Here is a 15,934-nt window from a genome sequence, read left to right as displayed (position 1 = left end):
ATGTACAAGAGAAATTAAGTGCTTCCCGTGCGGCTATACTTACCTGGAAGCGAACGGATATTATCATTCCCTTTAAGGATGCTGTTTTGACGGTGAATGGATTGAGGTCAAAGCGATATTTTTTTTGCTATGCGTTGGCAGCCGTGGCCTATTTGATTGCGGCTGTGGTGATGATTGGCTGGATAACAGGAGTGCCGCAATTTTCAACGCTTGGCACGAACTCCACCGTCATGCGTTTCAATACAGCACTTTCCATTGTACTCATTGCCTCCGCTGTATTTGCACTCGCACTTAAAAAACGCCTGGCGATTCTTTTAAGCCTCTTGTCTGGTCTAATCGGTGTTTTTACGCTTTTTGAATACACAAGCGGCTGGGATCTTGGTCTTGATTATTGGCTTCTTATTCCGCAAACCGCCATTGACAAGGGGTATCCCATTCGCATGGGGCCTAATACCGCATTCTGCATCGTGTTGCTGAATGCGGCCATTCTCCTGTACTGTTTGGTTAAAAAAACATGGGCCAAATTACTGCAATTGGTGCTTGTCGCCCTCGTGTTGTGTCTGGGGCTCGCGGCCCTTTTAGGTTATGTGCTTGACATCGAAATCATTTACAACTGGGCAGGTTATCCCGGCATGGTGGCTCAGTCTGCCTTGTGTTTTACCTTGCTTAGCCTGTCTTTATCGATCATTTTTTACTACCGTTACTATAAATTTTATTCAAGCCATGGCATGGCTCAGACCATGGCGATTCTGGTGACCGGGTTTTTGTTTTTCATTTTACTCTGGCAGAATTTTTTAAATGATGCGGCAGTGCAGCTGCGGCGAAAAATTGCAGCGGATACGCAGCTTATCGCCAAGGAAATTGAAGTCAGCCTGCACGACAGTTTTTGGGCTACCCGACGATTTTTTTCCCGATTGGACCATGGGCTAAATGATAAAGCCATCCATGAGGACGCGGCTAATTATTTAAACGACTTGTCGACGCTCGCAGTCATTGCCTGGGGACAGGATGTCATTTATCAGCACGGCAGGATGGATGACCTGACTAAAAAGAATGTGCTGCGTTTAATCAGCCTTTGTCAGAAAGGGTTCAAAACCCAGGGGATGACCATTACGGTGGTTGAGCATGAAGCCAGTGGCGGTGTGCCTTATCTGTGTTTTGCTCATCATGAGGGGCGGCCCGGATGGATGCTTTATAATCTGCAACGCATTGTGTCGGGCGCGGTTAAGCGTGCCGATTCCGAGCTCACCGGCCTAGCGGTTCATTACGGCCCCGTGGCTCTGTTTACCCAGTTTAATAGGGGAAGCCCCGCGTTTATCCATCGTTGGGCGTATACCGAGCTCCTGCAACTCGATTTTTTAACAAACCCTCTCGTTTTTAAGCTGTGGCCTTCGCCGCGTTATGTTGCAGAAAACAGGCCCTGGCTACCCATTATTACTATTTTGCTGGGATTAGCCATCACCGTGTTGCTGTCTTTGGTTAATTTGTTGCGCAATAAAGTGGTCATGGACAATACGCAGTTAAAAACCTCCATTACCGACAAAAGCCGGCGATTGCTGGAAGTGGAGTCAAGGTATCAACGGATTTATGATAATTCACCCGATCTCTACCTGTTTGTGGATCGCACCTGCCGGGTGGTTGAATGCAACCAGACGTTTATGCGTACCCTGGGGTTTATCCGTAAGAAAAATCTGATAGGTCAATCCATTTTTGATGTATTGAATATTAAAAACACCATGCTTGAAAAAAACATCATGAACCGGATTACTGCCACCGGTGTTATCAACAACCTCGAGTTGGATTTGATGAATCAATTTGATTCCACCAGCCGGATGATGCTGAAAGTCAGCCCATTTATTGGTTCTGATAATGAGATCATCGGCTATCTGTTCAGTTTTCGTGATATTTCCAACATCAAAGCCCTGCAGGAGGAATTGGCGTCGAAGAAATACAGCGAGAATCTCTTTCAGGAAAACAAGGCCATTTATGACCTTATCCTCGATGAAACCACCGATGGTTGGTGGGATATTAATCTTGAAACAAAAGAGTGCATTTTGTCCAGTAAATTGCTGCGATCGTTGGGTTATGAGCGCGGCAATTATACGCCAACGCTGGATTTTTTCCGTGACCATGCCTTTCCTGAGGATTTTAAACTGCTTGAGAGCAATCTCAAAAAACACATCGTGTCCAAAGGCAAATACCCTCTTCACCAGGAGGTCCGTTATCGTCATCGCAACGGCAAACCGTTGTGGATTCTCTGCCGCGGACAGGGCATTGTTGATCCCGATGACAAAATCCGCCGGGTGGTTGGGACTCATATTGATATTACCGCGTTGAAATTTACGCAGGAGAAATTATCGCTTAAAAATCTGGAACTGGATCTCATTTTCAAGACGACGCGCACTATTCTGATGACAGACACTATTCAGGACGCCTTCAAATTTTGTGCAGCGACAATCAGCCAGGCTATTCGTTTTGCGGTGGGTATTGTTTATTATTTGAATAGTGACGGCGACCGTCTTCATGCCGATACAGTCTGGCATCAGCCGGCAAAAGGACAAGAGGATGCCTGCAGTGTGTCCCTTAAGACCCTTGAAGTAAATAAACAAGAAGGCATTGCAGGTCAGGTCTGGCAAGGAAAAAAAGCGATCTGGCTGCCTGCTTCAACCGCTAACCCATTCTCCCTTGAACAGGGGCACTGCGCTCATTTTAAATTCAGCGGCGCCCTGGCTTTTCCTATTATAGTCGCGGATGAGATTTATGCGGTATTTGAGTTTTTAAGTGACGAAAAGCATGCGGAACCCGTTGAAGATTTGGATATGATAGATTTGCTGGCGGCGCAGATGAGCCTTGCAGTAGAACGAAAAATGGCTTACTCCCAACTTCAGCATTTAGCCCTGCATGATGAGCTGACCAAATTACCCAATCGTCGGGCTTGCATGGACATGCTAGACTTATGTATCAGCCGAGCCATGCGCAATAAAAGTGAAGTTGGCCTCATGTTCCTGGATCTGGATGACTTCAAAGAGGTAAACGATACCTACGGTCATCATGTCGGTGATCAACTGCTTGTCGCCGTCAGTCAATGTTTTAAACAATCGATCCGTGCTCACGATTATCTGGCGCGCCTTGCCGGCGATGAATTTTTATTGATTGTGACCGATTTTAGCTCCTATTCTGCTCTTTCCCTGTTGGCGAAACGGTTAATTGACTCCATTCCCCACCCAGTGGTTATTGACGGTATTAATGTGGAGGTCTCGGTGAGTATCGGTATTGCTGTTTACCCTTTTGCCGCCACGTCGGCTGAAGCCTTATTGCAGAAAGCCGATGCTGCATTGTACAAGGTTAAAAGCGAAGGTAAGAACAGTTTTTATTTCAGTAATCCAGGCTAGCTAAGCCTGTGAAGCAGGCTTAATCCATAAAAGAATACAGGAACGACCGCCCCGGGGGCCATGATGATAAAAAATGCCGGTGCTAACTCGCGCATTTTAGCCAGGCTATTGTCGGCCTTCGGGTAAGTTTGACCCAACAGGCGCGTCACAACATAAAGCAATAACACCAGGCCATAAAAAAAGAGGGAATACCACGTCATTCTGCTCGCTAGATCAGGCATTTTGGTAAACATCACATAATCCATGGGGACGTTAACTAAAAAAAACGCCAAAAACCATAAAGCCGTGAGATGCGGCGGGATATCCCGAACTGAAATCAGAACTTGCCAGCTTAAGGCTAAGGGCAGCAACAACAGGGAAAAATAATATAGCCAGCCAAACGGGCTTAACAACAGCATGAGCAGCAGGGTTAAACAGAACGCGTAGTGCGGGTTGATTAACTGATCCTGCGGTTTCATGGCTTTGCAGTATCTGTAAAAAATGAGCACGAAAAGAAGCAGTGAGAGGCTTTTCGTCAGCAGCAAAACCGCCGGTTTGGGGTGGGTGTTATCAATAAAGAATCGGTATAGATAGCCATGGAGGGACGCGTTCCAACTGTCGCCATACCATAATACCCGCTTCATCATGGTAAAATATTGCTCATAAAGGAGGGTCCCATGGGTCAGCAAGGGAATGAGCCAGAGGATAATAAAACTCAAGGCCATGGCTAAACAGACCCTATACCGTTGTTGTGTAAGAGCAAAAACAAACAGTAAACCCGGAAATAGCTTAATGGCCGTGATACATCCCCATAAGCAACCTGCCAGCAAATCGTGACGCTGGGTATAGCTTGAATAGCCAGCCATGACCATGAAAAAAATTACGGATCCCAGCTGAACAATGGCTGTGTCCATGAGTGTACTGAATAATAACAGGTAAATAGCCAGCAGCAGGGGGCCGTGTGTTTTTACAAATGCCTTCGGAAAAGCAAGCCTGATGGTGAGCCAGGCGCCCAGGATGCCCAACATGAAAGTAAACAGTGACCAGGCGGGGACAGCATACTCATAACGAAGTTGTGAAAAGGGCTTGAACAGGATTAAAAAAATCGGCGGGTTAAGATTGGCGGGCAGCTTTTTTGCGTGAGGCAAATAATCCGGAATAAAATTCTGATAAGGGTCAAGCCCCTGGGACAGGGCCTGGGCAGTTGAATAAAACGCGGAAATATCAAGGCGTATGCATTTGTTAAACTGCATCGCAAAAATAAGTCCATAGACAAGCATTAACCCGGTAGCCAAGGCGAACCACAGCAGCGGTTTTTTATCGGCCATCCCGTGGTCTCAACCAATCACTTTAAGCGACAGTTCCAGGATAAAATTCGCGACTTCTTCCGGTTCTCTGTCATAATGAATAAACGCTTGAATAGGAAGCGGTTTATTGATGCGCTCACCGCGCTGTTGCGACTCAGCAATCATTTGCCTGACCATGGCCCCCTGGTTGCAGACAAAATAAACATCCGCTTCCGGCCGTTTGATAAACTGCGCCTGAAAGGATTTGAAGACCAGCGAGATTTTCACGTTGCTTTTTTCAGCATAATAAAAACCATGCAGGCCGCCAGCTAAATCGGCCCCCACAGCCAATGCCCCAAAATACATGGAGTGCAGATGGTTTTTACTGCGGCGGGTCAAAGGCAGTTTAACGACGACCTGCTCATCATCGATGGTTAAAAGCTTAGGCTTTAAATAACCAATTAGAGGCACCTTGAAATGACTGAACTGCCAAAGAAAAATACGAAAGCGGGTTATTGGTTTCATGCCCTTGTGTCCTACAATGAGTCTAGCCTTCCTTGTTGATTTCCAGGTTGGAAATAATTTTTTTTACGCCCTTAACCGCATTGACCCGTTTGACAATGGCGATAATCGATTTATTAGTTTTTACCCGGCCCGATAAGGTTACTGCGCCATTCGTCGTCGTGGCATTGATCCCCACTAAGGGAATGGATTCGTCATCAAATACCTTGGCTTTGAGTATGGCTGCCTCGACTTTGGCGGTAATGTATGCATCGGTAAACGAGGTGTTGACGGGCTGGATGATTAACTGTTCAATTTCAACCGATTTAACGCCTTTGGTATTTTTGGTAAGACGCAGGGCGTTAACGAAGGCTTCCCGATCATTTACATGGCCGGTTAAGGTCACCACGCCATCGCGGGTGGTCACTGAAATTTTTAAAGGATTCAGATCGCGGTTTTTGGTGAATTTGGCGGTAATCTTGGCCGTAATAACGGAGTCGCTTAACGTTTGTTCAATCCCTTTCAGGTTGGTTTCCGCATGGGCGAAACCCACAGACAGCATGAACAGGGTGCTAACAATGAAATGGCTGAATGCGCGCATAGTGGATCAACTGGGGAAAGGGCTATTGCCCCAGTATACCATTTTTTAGCCAGGCTCCAACACCATTGATATCATGGATAAGGCTGCTTCACCATGCTGACGCTTTGCACCAGGTAGGGGGGATTGCCATTGACTTTGATCACAACGATGGAAAAGAAGATTTGAATATTCAGTTCCGGGATGGCAATGGCCTGATTAATCCGCCAGAAATGAATGCCGGAAAAATACCCTTCATTAACAATTTGGGCATTCCCCAAAGCCTGCGGATGCAGAGAAAGCTGGTTTTCTTCAATCACGGAAAGATAATTGCCGAGGAAGCCGCGCAGGGCATCTCGGGCATTTTGCGTGTAATTGATACGATTGGCTTCGATATCGGCTTCGTAACTGCCATATTCAAGGCTTAGGGTGTTGAGCAAGACGGTTTGTGCCCAGGCGGCGACCTCATCATCTTGGGCATCCGCAGAGGAAAAACAGGGAATGGACAGAAGGAATAGTAGAAAAAAATTGCGCAATAGGCTACTCTTCACGATGGCTTCCTTGTATCAATGACAGCGATCCTGGTTAATAATTAACTGCTATTGGCAAAATAACCATTGGTTTAAGAATTATAGCAGAGATATAATTTGTATTTTTTTGAAACTAATCCGGCCATTCCATGCATTCCATCACCATTCGCGGCGCGAGAACCCACAACCTCAAAAACATTGACGTGACCATTCCCCGGGATAAGCTCACGGTCATTACCGGCTTGTCAGGTTCAGGCAAATCCTCGTTAGCCTTTGATACGCTTTATGCCGAAGGCCAACGCCGTTACGTGGAATCGCTTTCCGCTTATGCCCGCCAATTTTTATCCATGATGGAAAAGCCGGATGTGGATGCCATCGAGGGTTTGTCGCCAGCCATTTCCATTGAACAAAAAGCCACGTCGCATAATCCCCGCTCGACGGTGGGCACCATCACCGAGATTTACGACTACCTGCGCCTTTTGTTTGCGCGGGTGGGGGAGCCGCGTTGCCCCACGCATCAGATAAGCCTGCATGCCCAAACGGTCAGTCAGATGGTGGATCAGGTCCTGGCGATGCCGGCAGACAGCAAAGCCATGATTCTGGCGCCGGTGGTTCGTGAACGGAAGGGGGAGCACCTGCAACTGCTTCAGCAACTGCAGGCCCAGGGTTATGTCCGCGCCCGCATTGACGGTGAGTTGTGCGAGCTTGACGATCCGCCGAAACTGGCTTTGCGGCAAAAACACAGCATTGATGTCGTGGTCGACCGTTTCAAGGTGCGGGAAGATATCGCGCAACGCCTTAGTGAGTCGTTTGAAAATGCGCTTAATCTGGCTGATGGCATTGCCGTTGTCGCCTCGCTCGATAACGATTTTACGGAAATGGTGTTTTCTTCCAAATTTGCCTGCCCGGAATGCGGCTACAGTTTAAGCGAACTCGAACCACGGCTGTTTTCATTTAATAACCCCATGGGGGCCTGTCCCGATTGCGACGGCCTCGGCGTGGATCAGTATTTTGACCCTGAACGAGTGGTCCATGATGGGACCTTAAGCCTGGCGGACGGGGCCATTCGCGGTTGGGACAGGAAAACCACGTATTATTTTCCCATGCTGGAATCCCTGGCGCAGCATTATGGCTTTGATGTGGAAACCGCGTTTATCGATTTGCCGGAGAAAATACGGCACATCATTCTCTATGGCAGCGGCAGCGAGGTCATTGAGTTTCGCTATCAGCGCCCGCATGGTGATTTTCTGTCAAGACGGCATGCTTTTGAGGGCATTATCCCTAACATGCAGCGCCGCTACCATGAATCAGAATCGTCCATGGTACGCGAGGAATTGGCCAAATACCTTTCTTCACGCCCCTGCCAGACCTGCCAGGGCGCACGTTTGCGGGAAGAAGCACGTCATGTGTTTGTGGATAATAAAAATCTGCCGGAGATTTCTGCTTATTCGATAGAAAATGCCTATGCGTTTTTTAAGGGCTTGCAACTGGAGGGCTACAAGGGAGAAATCGCCGCTAAAATTAACAAGGAAATAGTCGAGCGCTTAGGCTTTCTGGTGAATGTAGGGCTTGATTACCTTTCCCTGGCCCGGAGTGCGGAAACCCTGTCCGGGGGCGAGGCACAGCGTATCCGGCTCGCCAGCCAGATTGGTTCGGGGCTGGTTGGGGTGATGTACATTCTTGATGAACCCTCCATCGGTCTTCATCAACGCGACAATGATCGTTTGCTGAAAACTTTATTGCATCTGCGTAATCTCGGCAACACGGTTATTGTGGTCGAGCATGATGAAGAGGCCATTCGTGCAGCAGATTACGTCCTGGATGTGGGGCCTGGGGCGGGCGTGCATGGCGGTTCGATCGTCGCGAGCGGCCGGCCTGAAGACATCATGGCGAATCCTGCGTCGTTAACCGGACGTTATCTGGCGGGTGATGAATCCATTCCGGTGCCAGTCATGCGCACAGCCATGGACAAAAAGCGCATGATTCATTTAAAAGGGGTCACCTGTAATAACTTAAAAGGCTTAAATGCCAGCATCCCGGTGGGGTTAATCACCTGCATCACGGGGGTATCGGGTTCTGGCAAATCGAGTTTAATTAATGACACGCTCTATCCCCTGGCCGCTAATCGCTTAAATCGCGCCAATCTCCTCACCCCCTGCACAATCGAGTCAATCACCGGGCTTGAACACTGTGACAAGGTGATTGATATTGATCAAAGTCCTATAGGCCGTACACCACGCTCCAATCCAGCGACCTATACCGGGCTGTTTACACCCATTCGCGAATTATTTTCAGGTACCCCGGAAGCCCGCGCCCGTGGGTACCAGCCGGGACGGTTCAGTTTTAATGTCCGGGGTGGCCGCTGTGAAGCCTGCCAGGGTGATGGTCTAATCAAGGTGGAAATGCATTTTCTGCCGGATATTTATGTCGCCTGCGATGTCTGTAAGGGTAAGCGCTATAACCGTGAAACGCTTGAAATTCAGTACAAAGGCAAAAACATTCATGAAATTCTTGATTTAACCGTGGAAGATGCGCGGCAATTTTTTGATGCCATTCCCGTATTGGCACGTAAATGCCAGACGTTGATCGATGTCGGATTATCCTATATTCGTCTTGGCCAGAGCGCGACGACCTTATCCGGCGGTGAAGCCCAGCGAATCAAACTGGCCAGGGAATTATCCAAACGTGATACCGGCAGTACCCTTTATATTCTGGATGAACCAACCACCGGCCTTCATTTCCATGACACCAGGCAACTGTTGGCGGTGCTGTTTCGATTGCGCGAGCAGGGCAATACGGTGGTGATCATCGAACATAATCTGGATGTGATTAAAACCGCCGACTGGATTATCGATTTGGGTCCTGAGGGCGGCAGTAAGGGCGGTCAAATCATTGCTGCCGGCACGCCGGAAATGGTTGCGTCGTCACCTGATTCCTATACTGGAAAATTCTTAAAGCCACTGCTTTAAGGCAGCCAGACGCATTTGGCAAATGCATCGATCACCGGATTAGCCTGCACTTGAAAATTTGAATTTCTAAGATTTCGAGCTATAACTTATTGAACAGTAATAATTAAAGGAATCCTAAAGATGGGCAAATTCCTAATCGTTCTTCTGGTTATTGTCGTGGTCATCGCGTTTTGGGTGATTGGTATTTACAACGCCTTAATCGGCATGATTGAGGCCATTAATAATAACAAACGCCAGATTGATATCCAGCTTGACCGCCGCTTTAAAGTTTTCGAATCGTTAATCGAGACGGTTAAAAAATACATGGATTATGAGCAAACCACGCTCAAGGATGTGGTGGCCTTGCGTAATCAGGCGCAGGCCGCTAAAGCAGCTGGTGATGAGCAGGCCCGGATTGCTGCCGAGAATGGTATTTCACAAATCGCTTCCGGTCTGAATGTGGTTTTCGAACAATACCCGGATTTGAAGGCCAATCAGAATGTCCTGCAGCTCCAGGAAGAAATTGTCAATACCGAAAATAAACTGTCTTATGCCAAACAAGCCTACAACGACAGCATCGAACGGTATTACGCCAAGAAGAAATCCTTTGTTGAAGGCATGGTGGTTAATTTCTTCCCGGCAGCCCTCGACAAGCAATTCGAGTATTGGGCATTGCCTGAGGAGCAGATTAAATCGCACGAAGCCTATACCGTCAAATTCTGAGTGTTAAGTCATGGCCTTGTCCGATTATCACGCGACGACCGGTAACTGGCGTGAGCAGTTGAAGCGCAATCAGCGGAAAACCCGCTCGGTGATTCTATTGTTCATTGCCATTTATGTGGGCGTGGGACTGTTAGTGGATGTTGTCATCCTGCAATCCACGTACCCGGGGCTGTCTTTAGAGCAATGCCTGGGTGCGCTGCTGACGCTTAAGGCTGTCCCCTATGCGACCTTAATCATGGGGGCGGTGGCTATTATTTCTCTTTTTGCAGCCTATGCGCTTTATGATCGCATCATGCTGATGGGAACGGAATACCGTGAAATTACGCCCGAAACGGCAGCGAATCTTCAGGAAAAGCAACTCTACAATGTTGTTGAGGAAATGAAAGTGTCGGCGGGTTTACAGTACATGCCCAAGGTGTTCATCATTGAGGCCAATTACATGAATGCCTTTGCCAGCGGCTACAGTGAAAAATCAGCCATGGTGGCTATTACCCGTGGTTTGATGGAAAAATTGGACCGGGCGGAAATGCAGGCGGTTATGGCACATGAGCTAAGCCATATCCGCCACCTCGATATCAAATTAACCTTAATGGTTGCTATATTGAGCAATATCCTGCTGATTGTTATTGATATAATGTTTTATTCTGTCATTTACCGGCGCGATCGCCGAGGTGACAACCGTCTGGTGCTCATTATTGTGGTTCTGCGTTATGTTTTGCCCATCCTGACGGTATTACTCACACTCTTTTTAAGCCGCACGCGTGAGTACATGGCTGATTCAGGCGCAGTGGAACTCATGCGTGATAACGAACCCATGGCCCGCGCGTTATTGAAAATAAGCCAGGATCATGAGCAGCACGCCGAGCAATATAATGAGGAATATGGCAATACCCCCCATGAGCAGGTACGCCAGGCCTCTTATTTGTTTGATCCCTCCAGTTTTGATCCCGTCAAATCGTTAAGCAGTGCGTTTTCCACGCACCCAGCCATTGATGAAAGGCTGGATGCGCTTGGCTTTAAACGCAAAACGCCGCGGGCTTAAGGCTGCACCGGGCAAGGTATGCGTTCATTTTTGTAGACCAGTTCTCCGTCATAACTGAGCTTGATGTTGGCATCATAGTAGGCAATGCCTTGCGTTTTTAATGTTTGTACCAGTGTGCCGCGTTGAAACTGCTCAATGATGTCCTTAAATACCTTTTTAGACACGCTGTTGTTGAACACGCCATGATAACAATTAATGACCTGGCTTTGATTCAACAACTCCTCGATGGTGCGGTTAAAGTCCATTTTGCTGCGGTAACTGTCGATATTGGCTTTAAGAGGCCGCTGATTGGCGAGCAGGATCTCGATGAACGTCATTAAATTCCTGGTTTTTATGCCGCGGTAGGAACTAAAAAAATGAAGCCGCGGCTGGAACGTGGTTTCCAGATGGGCGAACAGGGTTTTAAAATCGCTGACAATCACTTTGACCTGGCCTTGTTTGGCGGTAAAAAACTGGGCTTTTTGCCGTTGTTCTTCCAATTGCCTTAAAGCCAGATTGAGCTGGGATTCCAGCTTGTCGATGATTAGTTTTTCCTGGGAAATATTGCTCTTAAGGCGGCTGAATGCCTTTCGGATTTCGTCATTGGCGCATTCAAAGCTTTTCTCGTAACGATTAAAGCGTTGCAGGATGATGTCAATGCGGGTTCGCATGTTCTGTTTCAGCGTATAAATTTCCTCGCTTGCCAATTGAACCTGACTGGACTGCTGGCCGCGCAGCAGTTGCTGGATTTCGTCCAGCTTGCCATTTAAATCCTGGTTAATTTCATTGAGATCATGAATATTGTCCTTAAATTCATCCAGCAGCAAAGTATAAATATCGCCATTAATGGCTTCTATTTTTTCGATGTAGGCGAGATTCGCTGCCGTATTTTGTTTTAGCTGCTCAATGGTGCTGCGCGTATTGTCCAGCTGAGCATGCAAAACCCTGACATCCTGGCTTAATGCCTCGATCTGCTGCTGGTTTTTGGTGTATTCCGACTTCAGGCGAATGTTGTTGGCGGCCAGTTGTTTAAGGTTTTCGGATTCAAGGGTCACATGCTCGATAACTACCTGCCGATTGGCGAGCACATCGTGCAGCCGACTCAAAAATGCTTCGATGGCTTCATTGGTTTGGCTTGCAACGTGTTGCTTGGTTAAGTCATAAAGACGATTTAAATGCTGATACAAGCCTACGTAGGCGGCCAGATTACCACCTTTTGTTTCGTTAAAATGAAATTCCTGCTCCTGGGTGACCAAGTTAAGCAGGCGATTTTGGGGGACATCGACCCAGCGAAAATGCACATTATTAATGCCCCTTAAGTATTCATACAGGGGCGCATCAATCTCCACCAGTTTATCTTCAAATTGAAGCTGATACGAGGGGGACAAACGGGTCGGGTTGTAGACAGTGCGCAATCGCAGTTTGCCAGAAAGCTCAAGCAGGAGTTTCTCAGCTTGCTGGATTTGAAAATAAGTCAATTGCAGGGCGGTCAACAGGTTTTTATCGATGGATGGATTGGGTGGTGTTTTACTGGACAGGTTGATGCCTAAGCTATCCACGAGACCAAATTCTTCCAGCAACCGCACGACATTAAACTGATAAACGCGGTTTTCGGGCGTCAAAACAGGCTCAACGCTCAGATCCGCCGGTGCGTCCAGGTAATGCCTGTCTAAAAACGCATTGTGGATATAATCCATTCTTACCCGCAGGGTGTTGAGCATTTGAATACAACGTCTAAAAACGGAATTGGTGACTACTTTATTCTGTTTAATCAGGCTCTTATCCGAAGCGGTTTCCGTTTTGATAACAAAGGACTGGCCATGGCCTGTGATCGGAATACCTTGCGCTTCGAGCCACTTGGGATCATTGATGTGTTGCAGCAGCGCCGTGAATGCCGGATGGCGGGTAAAAAAATGTTCAACGCGTTGCAATGCCGCTTCGTAAAAAAAAGAAATGATGAAGCGTTTGGCATGATATTCGCCGCGTCCGAGCAGACCACGGTGACCGTAATTGACTGCAGATTGAAAAAAATCTTTTTCAAGGGCCTGGCAGACAAACAGCAGTTTGCAAATCATAGCCAGGTCTTCAGCGAGAAGCTGCTGTTCCTCGGCGGTTAAGGTCAGATAATGGTACTTCTGGTTCCAGTTGCCTATGGCCTTAAGCAGAGCAGGCTCGGTGAAAATGTCCTGATATTGGACAAAGGAAAGCAAGTCTTCCTGATGGCTTAACTGATTTAAATTTTCTGCAATGACGGCGAACGGTTTCAGCAGCGTATAAATGCCTTTATCGGGAAAGGGCAGGGCACCCGTGGCTTGCGCCGTATCAGCCCGTAACATCCCCTGAGCCATTTTATAGGTCGTGATTTCGGTAAATTCCTTGCCGGCCTGGCTATCGAATAAACGGGCAATCAATTCCAGAAAAGCACTGGTGAGGCCATGCAGCTGAATAGATGATTGTTGAGCCAATTGTTGTATGCTGATATCGCGTTGTTCGAGAATTAATTGATCAATAAGCTGGTCATAATGCCTTTGTACACGCAAAGCCAGTGTTTCCCGCTGTTTGGTGGTGGTAATGAGGTATTCGTGCAGGTTCTTATTGAAATTACCGGTCAGCAGTTTGTTATGAAGAATGTTGGTATAGAAATTCTTCATGATTTCTTTAAGTTTTAGCAGGCGTAGTTCATTTTCATAACCCGGTAAACTCGCCAATGATTTCATCATCTGCACAAGAATGATGGAGGTGTTGCGCATGATTTGCACAGCCGCCACCGCAGCGGCGCGATTTTCTGAATTGATAACCTGCCGGTTAACGTTCAGGTAGGTTTCAAAATATTCATTAATGGTTTTTTCAATGGCATAAGCGGACGACTGATTCAAATCCAGCGATTTAACCCCCTCATGCAGTTTGGGGATATGAAAAAATTCACTGCCGTGTCGTTGGCGTAAATAGCAGAAGGTGTCAATGTGTTCATGCAGGGTGCTGCCTAACTGAAGCTGTAATTCACAGCCTTTGTCCAGGGCATCCAGTTCCTGCAGCATGCTCTCGATGATTTCCCTGCAGTTTTCATTCAGGATTTCCGCATGGGTTTTGGGGAGATGTTCCAGAGTCAGGACTAAATTTTTCTTTTCGCAATTGGCTTTCAGTGAGTGGAGATAGGCGCCAAATCCGGTGCCCAACAGTAAACCCAGTCCGCCGGTGATGGCATGTCCGCTGCCTGGACTGACGACGGCGCTGATGAGGGAGTCCAAAATTCCCATGGTGACCTCCTGATGCGTTTATAAAATACTTTCTATAACAATTCCCGGGGTGTGTATGCGTTAAACAGAGTCCAAAGTGGATTAAAGTTAAATTTAAAGTCCATTTACTTACCATATACCAGTCTAAATAACAGCGTCAATCTCTTTCTGAGCACAGCCCCCATGCCCTCCATGGTGCTGCGTTTGGCTGGTGCTCCTATCACTAAAAGCATTTAGACAACGTCCTTGAAGTTTTTTTAAATAAGATTTAATTATGAATTGAGCACAGATTTTTCAATTTTACTTCGACCTGCCCCCTCTCCCGCGATAAGAGCTTTGCTAGTGGGTCCGACCCGGTCACATCGGTAACAAAAATGACCGGACACATAGGTAACAGTTAATCTGCATCCAGACAAATAGTAAGGAGTGTCTGTGATGCCTTGGATAGAGACTGAACCTATGAACGAAAAAGTTAAATTTATATCTGCTTATCTAAACAAAGAAGCAGCTACATTTCTGGAATTATGTGAACGCTTTAATATCAGTAGTAAAACGGGGTATAAGTATATCAACCGATACAAGGAAGAAGGAATTGATGGTCTTAAAGAACGTTCAAAAGCGCCCCGTGTTCAAGCAAATAGAATGGCGAGGCATATTGAGCAAAGTATCCTTGATGTAAAGAGCCACTATCCAAATTGGGGATCTAAAAAGATAAAGAATTGGCTACAACAAGAAAAAAGCGACGTATTATGGCCTGCAAAAAGTACTATTGATGATTTATTAAAACGTCATGGTTTAGTAACTCAAACCAAAAGAAAAAGAAGCGTAACACCTTATACTCAACCGTTTGTTTTGTGCGGTCAATCGAATGATTCATGGAGCATTGATTATAAGGGTCAATTTTTACTCGGTGATAAGCAATTATGCTATCCGTTGACGGTGACTGATAATTTCAGTCGTTACTTGTTAGCAGTTGAAGGTTCTAAACAAATTTCTGGTGCAGAAGTAAAAAAAACACTTACTTATTTATTTGTTGAGTATGGCTTACCTTTGGCTATTAGAAGTGATAATGGTGTTCCATTTGCAAGTCATGCTGTAGCGGGGTTATCGGAGCTTTCTGTTTGGTTAATCAAATTGGGTGTTGTTCCTGAACGGATACGCAAAGGGCATCCTGAAGAAAATGGCCGCCATGAACGAATGCATCTGACACTCAAAAAAGAAACAGCGTCACCACCGCAGTACAATCAAGTGCAACAACAGCAGCGCTTTAATGCGTTTAGAACCGAATTTAACGAACAAAGGCCCCATGAAGCATTGAATTTTAACCGACCTGCTTGGTTATATACACACTCTACTCGAGAATTTCCGTCTAAAATACCAGATGTTCAATACGGTAATGATTTTGATATAACTAGAAAAATTAGAACGAATGGCACAATGAAATGGCGAGGAAAGGAGCTTTTTGTATCCGAAACGCTTATTGGAGAAACTATCGGAATGAAGGTTCATAGCGAAACAGAATGGCTTTTGCACTTCTCTTTTTTGCCATTAGCTCTATTTGACGAAAAAACTCTCAAAGTTAATAAATTATGATAAAGTAGTGTTACCGATGTGACCAGGCATCTTTGTTACCTATGTGCCGGTCACACACTAGCAATGTTCCTATCGCGGGAGAGGGGGCAGATCGAGGTGAAATTGAAAAATCTGTGCTCAATTCAAGATTAATTTAATTCGTAATTCA

Annotated in this window: 10 protein-coding genes; 5 read left to right on the top strand and 5 right to left on the bottom strand. The window is 46.6% G+C overall.

Going from position 1 to position 15,934, the window contains the following annotated elements; all coding sequences use genetic code 11:
- Positions 1-101 precede the first annotated feature (101 nt).
- On the top strand, positions 102-3,392 hold the full coding sequence (locus tag Lery_RS07065; protein ID WP_131751062.1) for a sensor domain-containing diguanylate cyclase: 3,291 nt from the start codon (positions 102-104) through the stop codon (positions 3,390-3,392).
- On the opposite strand, the gene Lery_RS07060 is transcribed toward Lery_RS07065, so the two are convergent.
- The 4 genes from Lery_RS07060 to Lery_RS07045 form a co-directional block, all read right to left on the bottom strand.
- Entirely contained in the window at positions 3,389-4,699 is a 1,311-nt protein-coding gene (locus Lery_RS07060; RefSeq protein WP_058526564.1) for a glycosyltransferase family 87 protein, read from the bottom strand. The genes Lery_RS07065 and Lery_RS07060 overlap by 4 nt on opposite strands.
- 9 nt (positions 4,700-4,708) lie before the next feature.
- Positions 4,709-5,182 (bottom strand): DUF4442 domain-containing protein, encoded by a 474-nt coding sequence (locus Lery_RS07055; protein ID WP_058526563.1) that lies wholly within the window; start codon positions 5,180-5,182, stop codon positions 4,709-4,711.
- Between the two features lie 22 nt (positions 5,183-5,204).
- On the bottom strand, positions 5,205-5,759 hold the full coding sequence (locus Lery_RS07050; protein WP_058526562.1) for a BON domain-containing protein: 555 nt from the start codon (positions 5,757-5,759) through the stop codon (positions 5,205-5,207).
- Between the two features lie 71 nt (positions 5,760-5,830).
- Positions 5,831-6,286, bottom strand: coding sequence for a hypothetical protein (locus Lery_RS07045; RefSeq protein ID WP_058526561.1), 456 nt, complete (start codon positions 6,284-6,286; stop codon positions 5,831-5,833).
- Between the two features lie 128 nt (positions 6,287-6,414).
- Here Lery_RS07045 and uvrA point away from each other — a divergent pair, with 128 nt between their 5' ends.
- The 3 genes from uvrA to htpX all read left to right on the top strand — a co-directional run bounded on the left by uvrA (position 6,415) and on the right by htpX (position 10,978).
- Positions 6,415-9,234 (top strand): excinuclease ABC subunit UvrA, encoded by a 2,820-nt coding sequence (gene uvrA / locus Lery_RS07040; RefSeq protein WP_058526560.1) that lies wholly within the window; start codon positions 6,415-6,417, stop codon positions 9,232-9,234.
- A 120-nt stretch (positions 9,235-9,354) separates the two neighbouring features.
- Positions 9,355-9,936: a LemA family protein gene (locus Lery_RS07035; RefSeq protein ID WP_058526559.1), complete on the top strand. Its 582-nt coding sequence runs from the start codon at positions 9,355-9,357 to the stop codon at positions 9,934-9,936.
- A 10-nt stretch (positions 9,937-9,946) separates the two neighbouring features.
- A complete protein-coding gene (htpX, locus tag Lery_RS07030) occupies positions 9,947-10,978 on the top strand; it encodes a zinc metalloprotease HtpX (protein WP_058526558.1) in 1,032 nt (343 codons plus the stop codon).
- On the opposite strand, the gene Lery_RS07025 is transcribed toward htpX, so the two are convergent.
- Positions 10,975-14,214 (bottom strand): hypothetical protein, encoded by a 3,240-nt coding sequence (locus Lery_RS07025; protein ID WP_058526557.1) that lies wholly within the window; start codon positions 14,212-14,214, stop codon positions 10,975-10,977. The two genes, htpX and Lery_RS07025, sit on opposite strands and share 4 nt — an antisense overlap.
- A 414-nt stretch (positions 14,215-14,628) precedes the next feature.
- On the opposite strand from Lery_RS07025, the gene Lery_RS07020 reads away from it, so the two are divergent.
- Entirely contained in the window at positions 14,629-15,786 is a 1,158-nt protein-coding gene (locus tag Lery_RS07020) for a DDE-type integrase/transposase/recombinase (RefSeq protein ID WP_058526556.1), read from the top strand.
- Positions 15,787-15,934 lie beyond the last annotated feature (148 nt).

This window comes from Legionella erythra (genome assembly GCF_001467615.1).
In the GTDB taxonomy this organism is placed as follows: domain Bacteria; phylum Pseudomonadota; class Gammaproteobacteria; order Legionellales; family Legionellaceae; genus Legionella_C; species Legionella_C erythra.
This window is presented reverse-complemented; position numbering and strand designations above follow the sequence as displayed.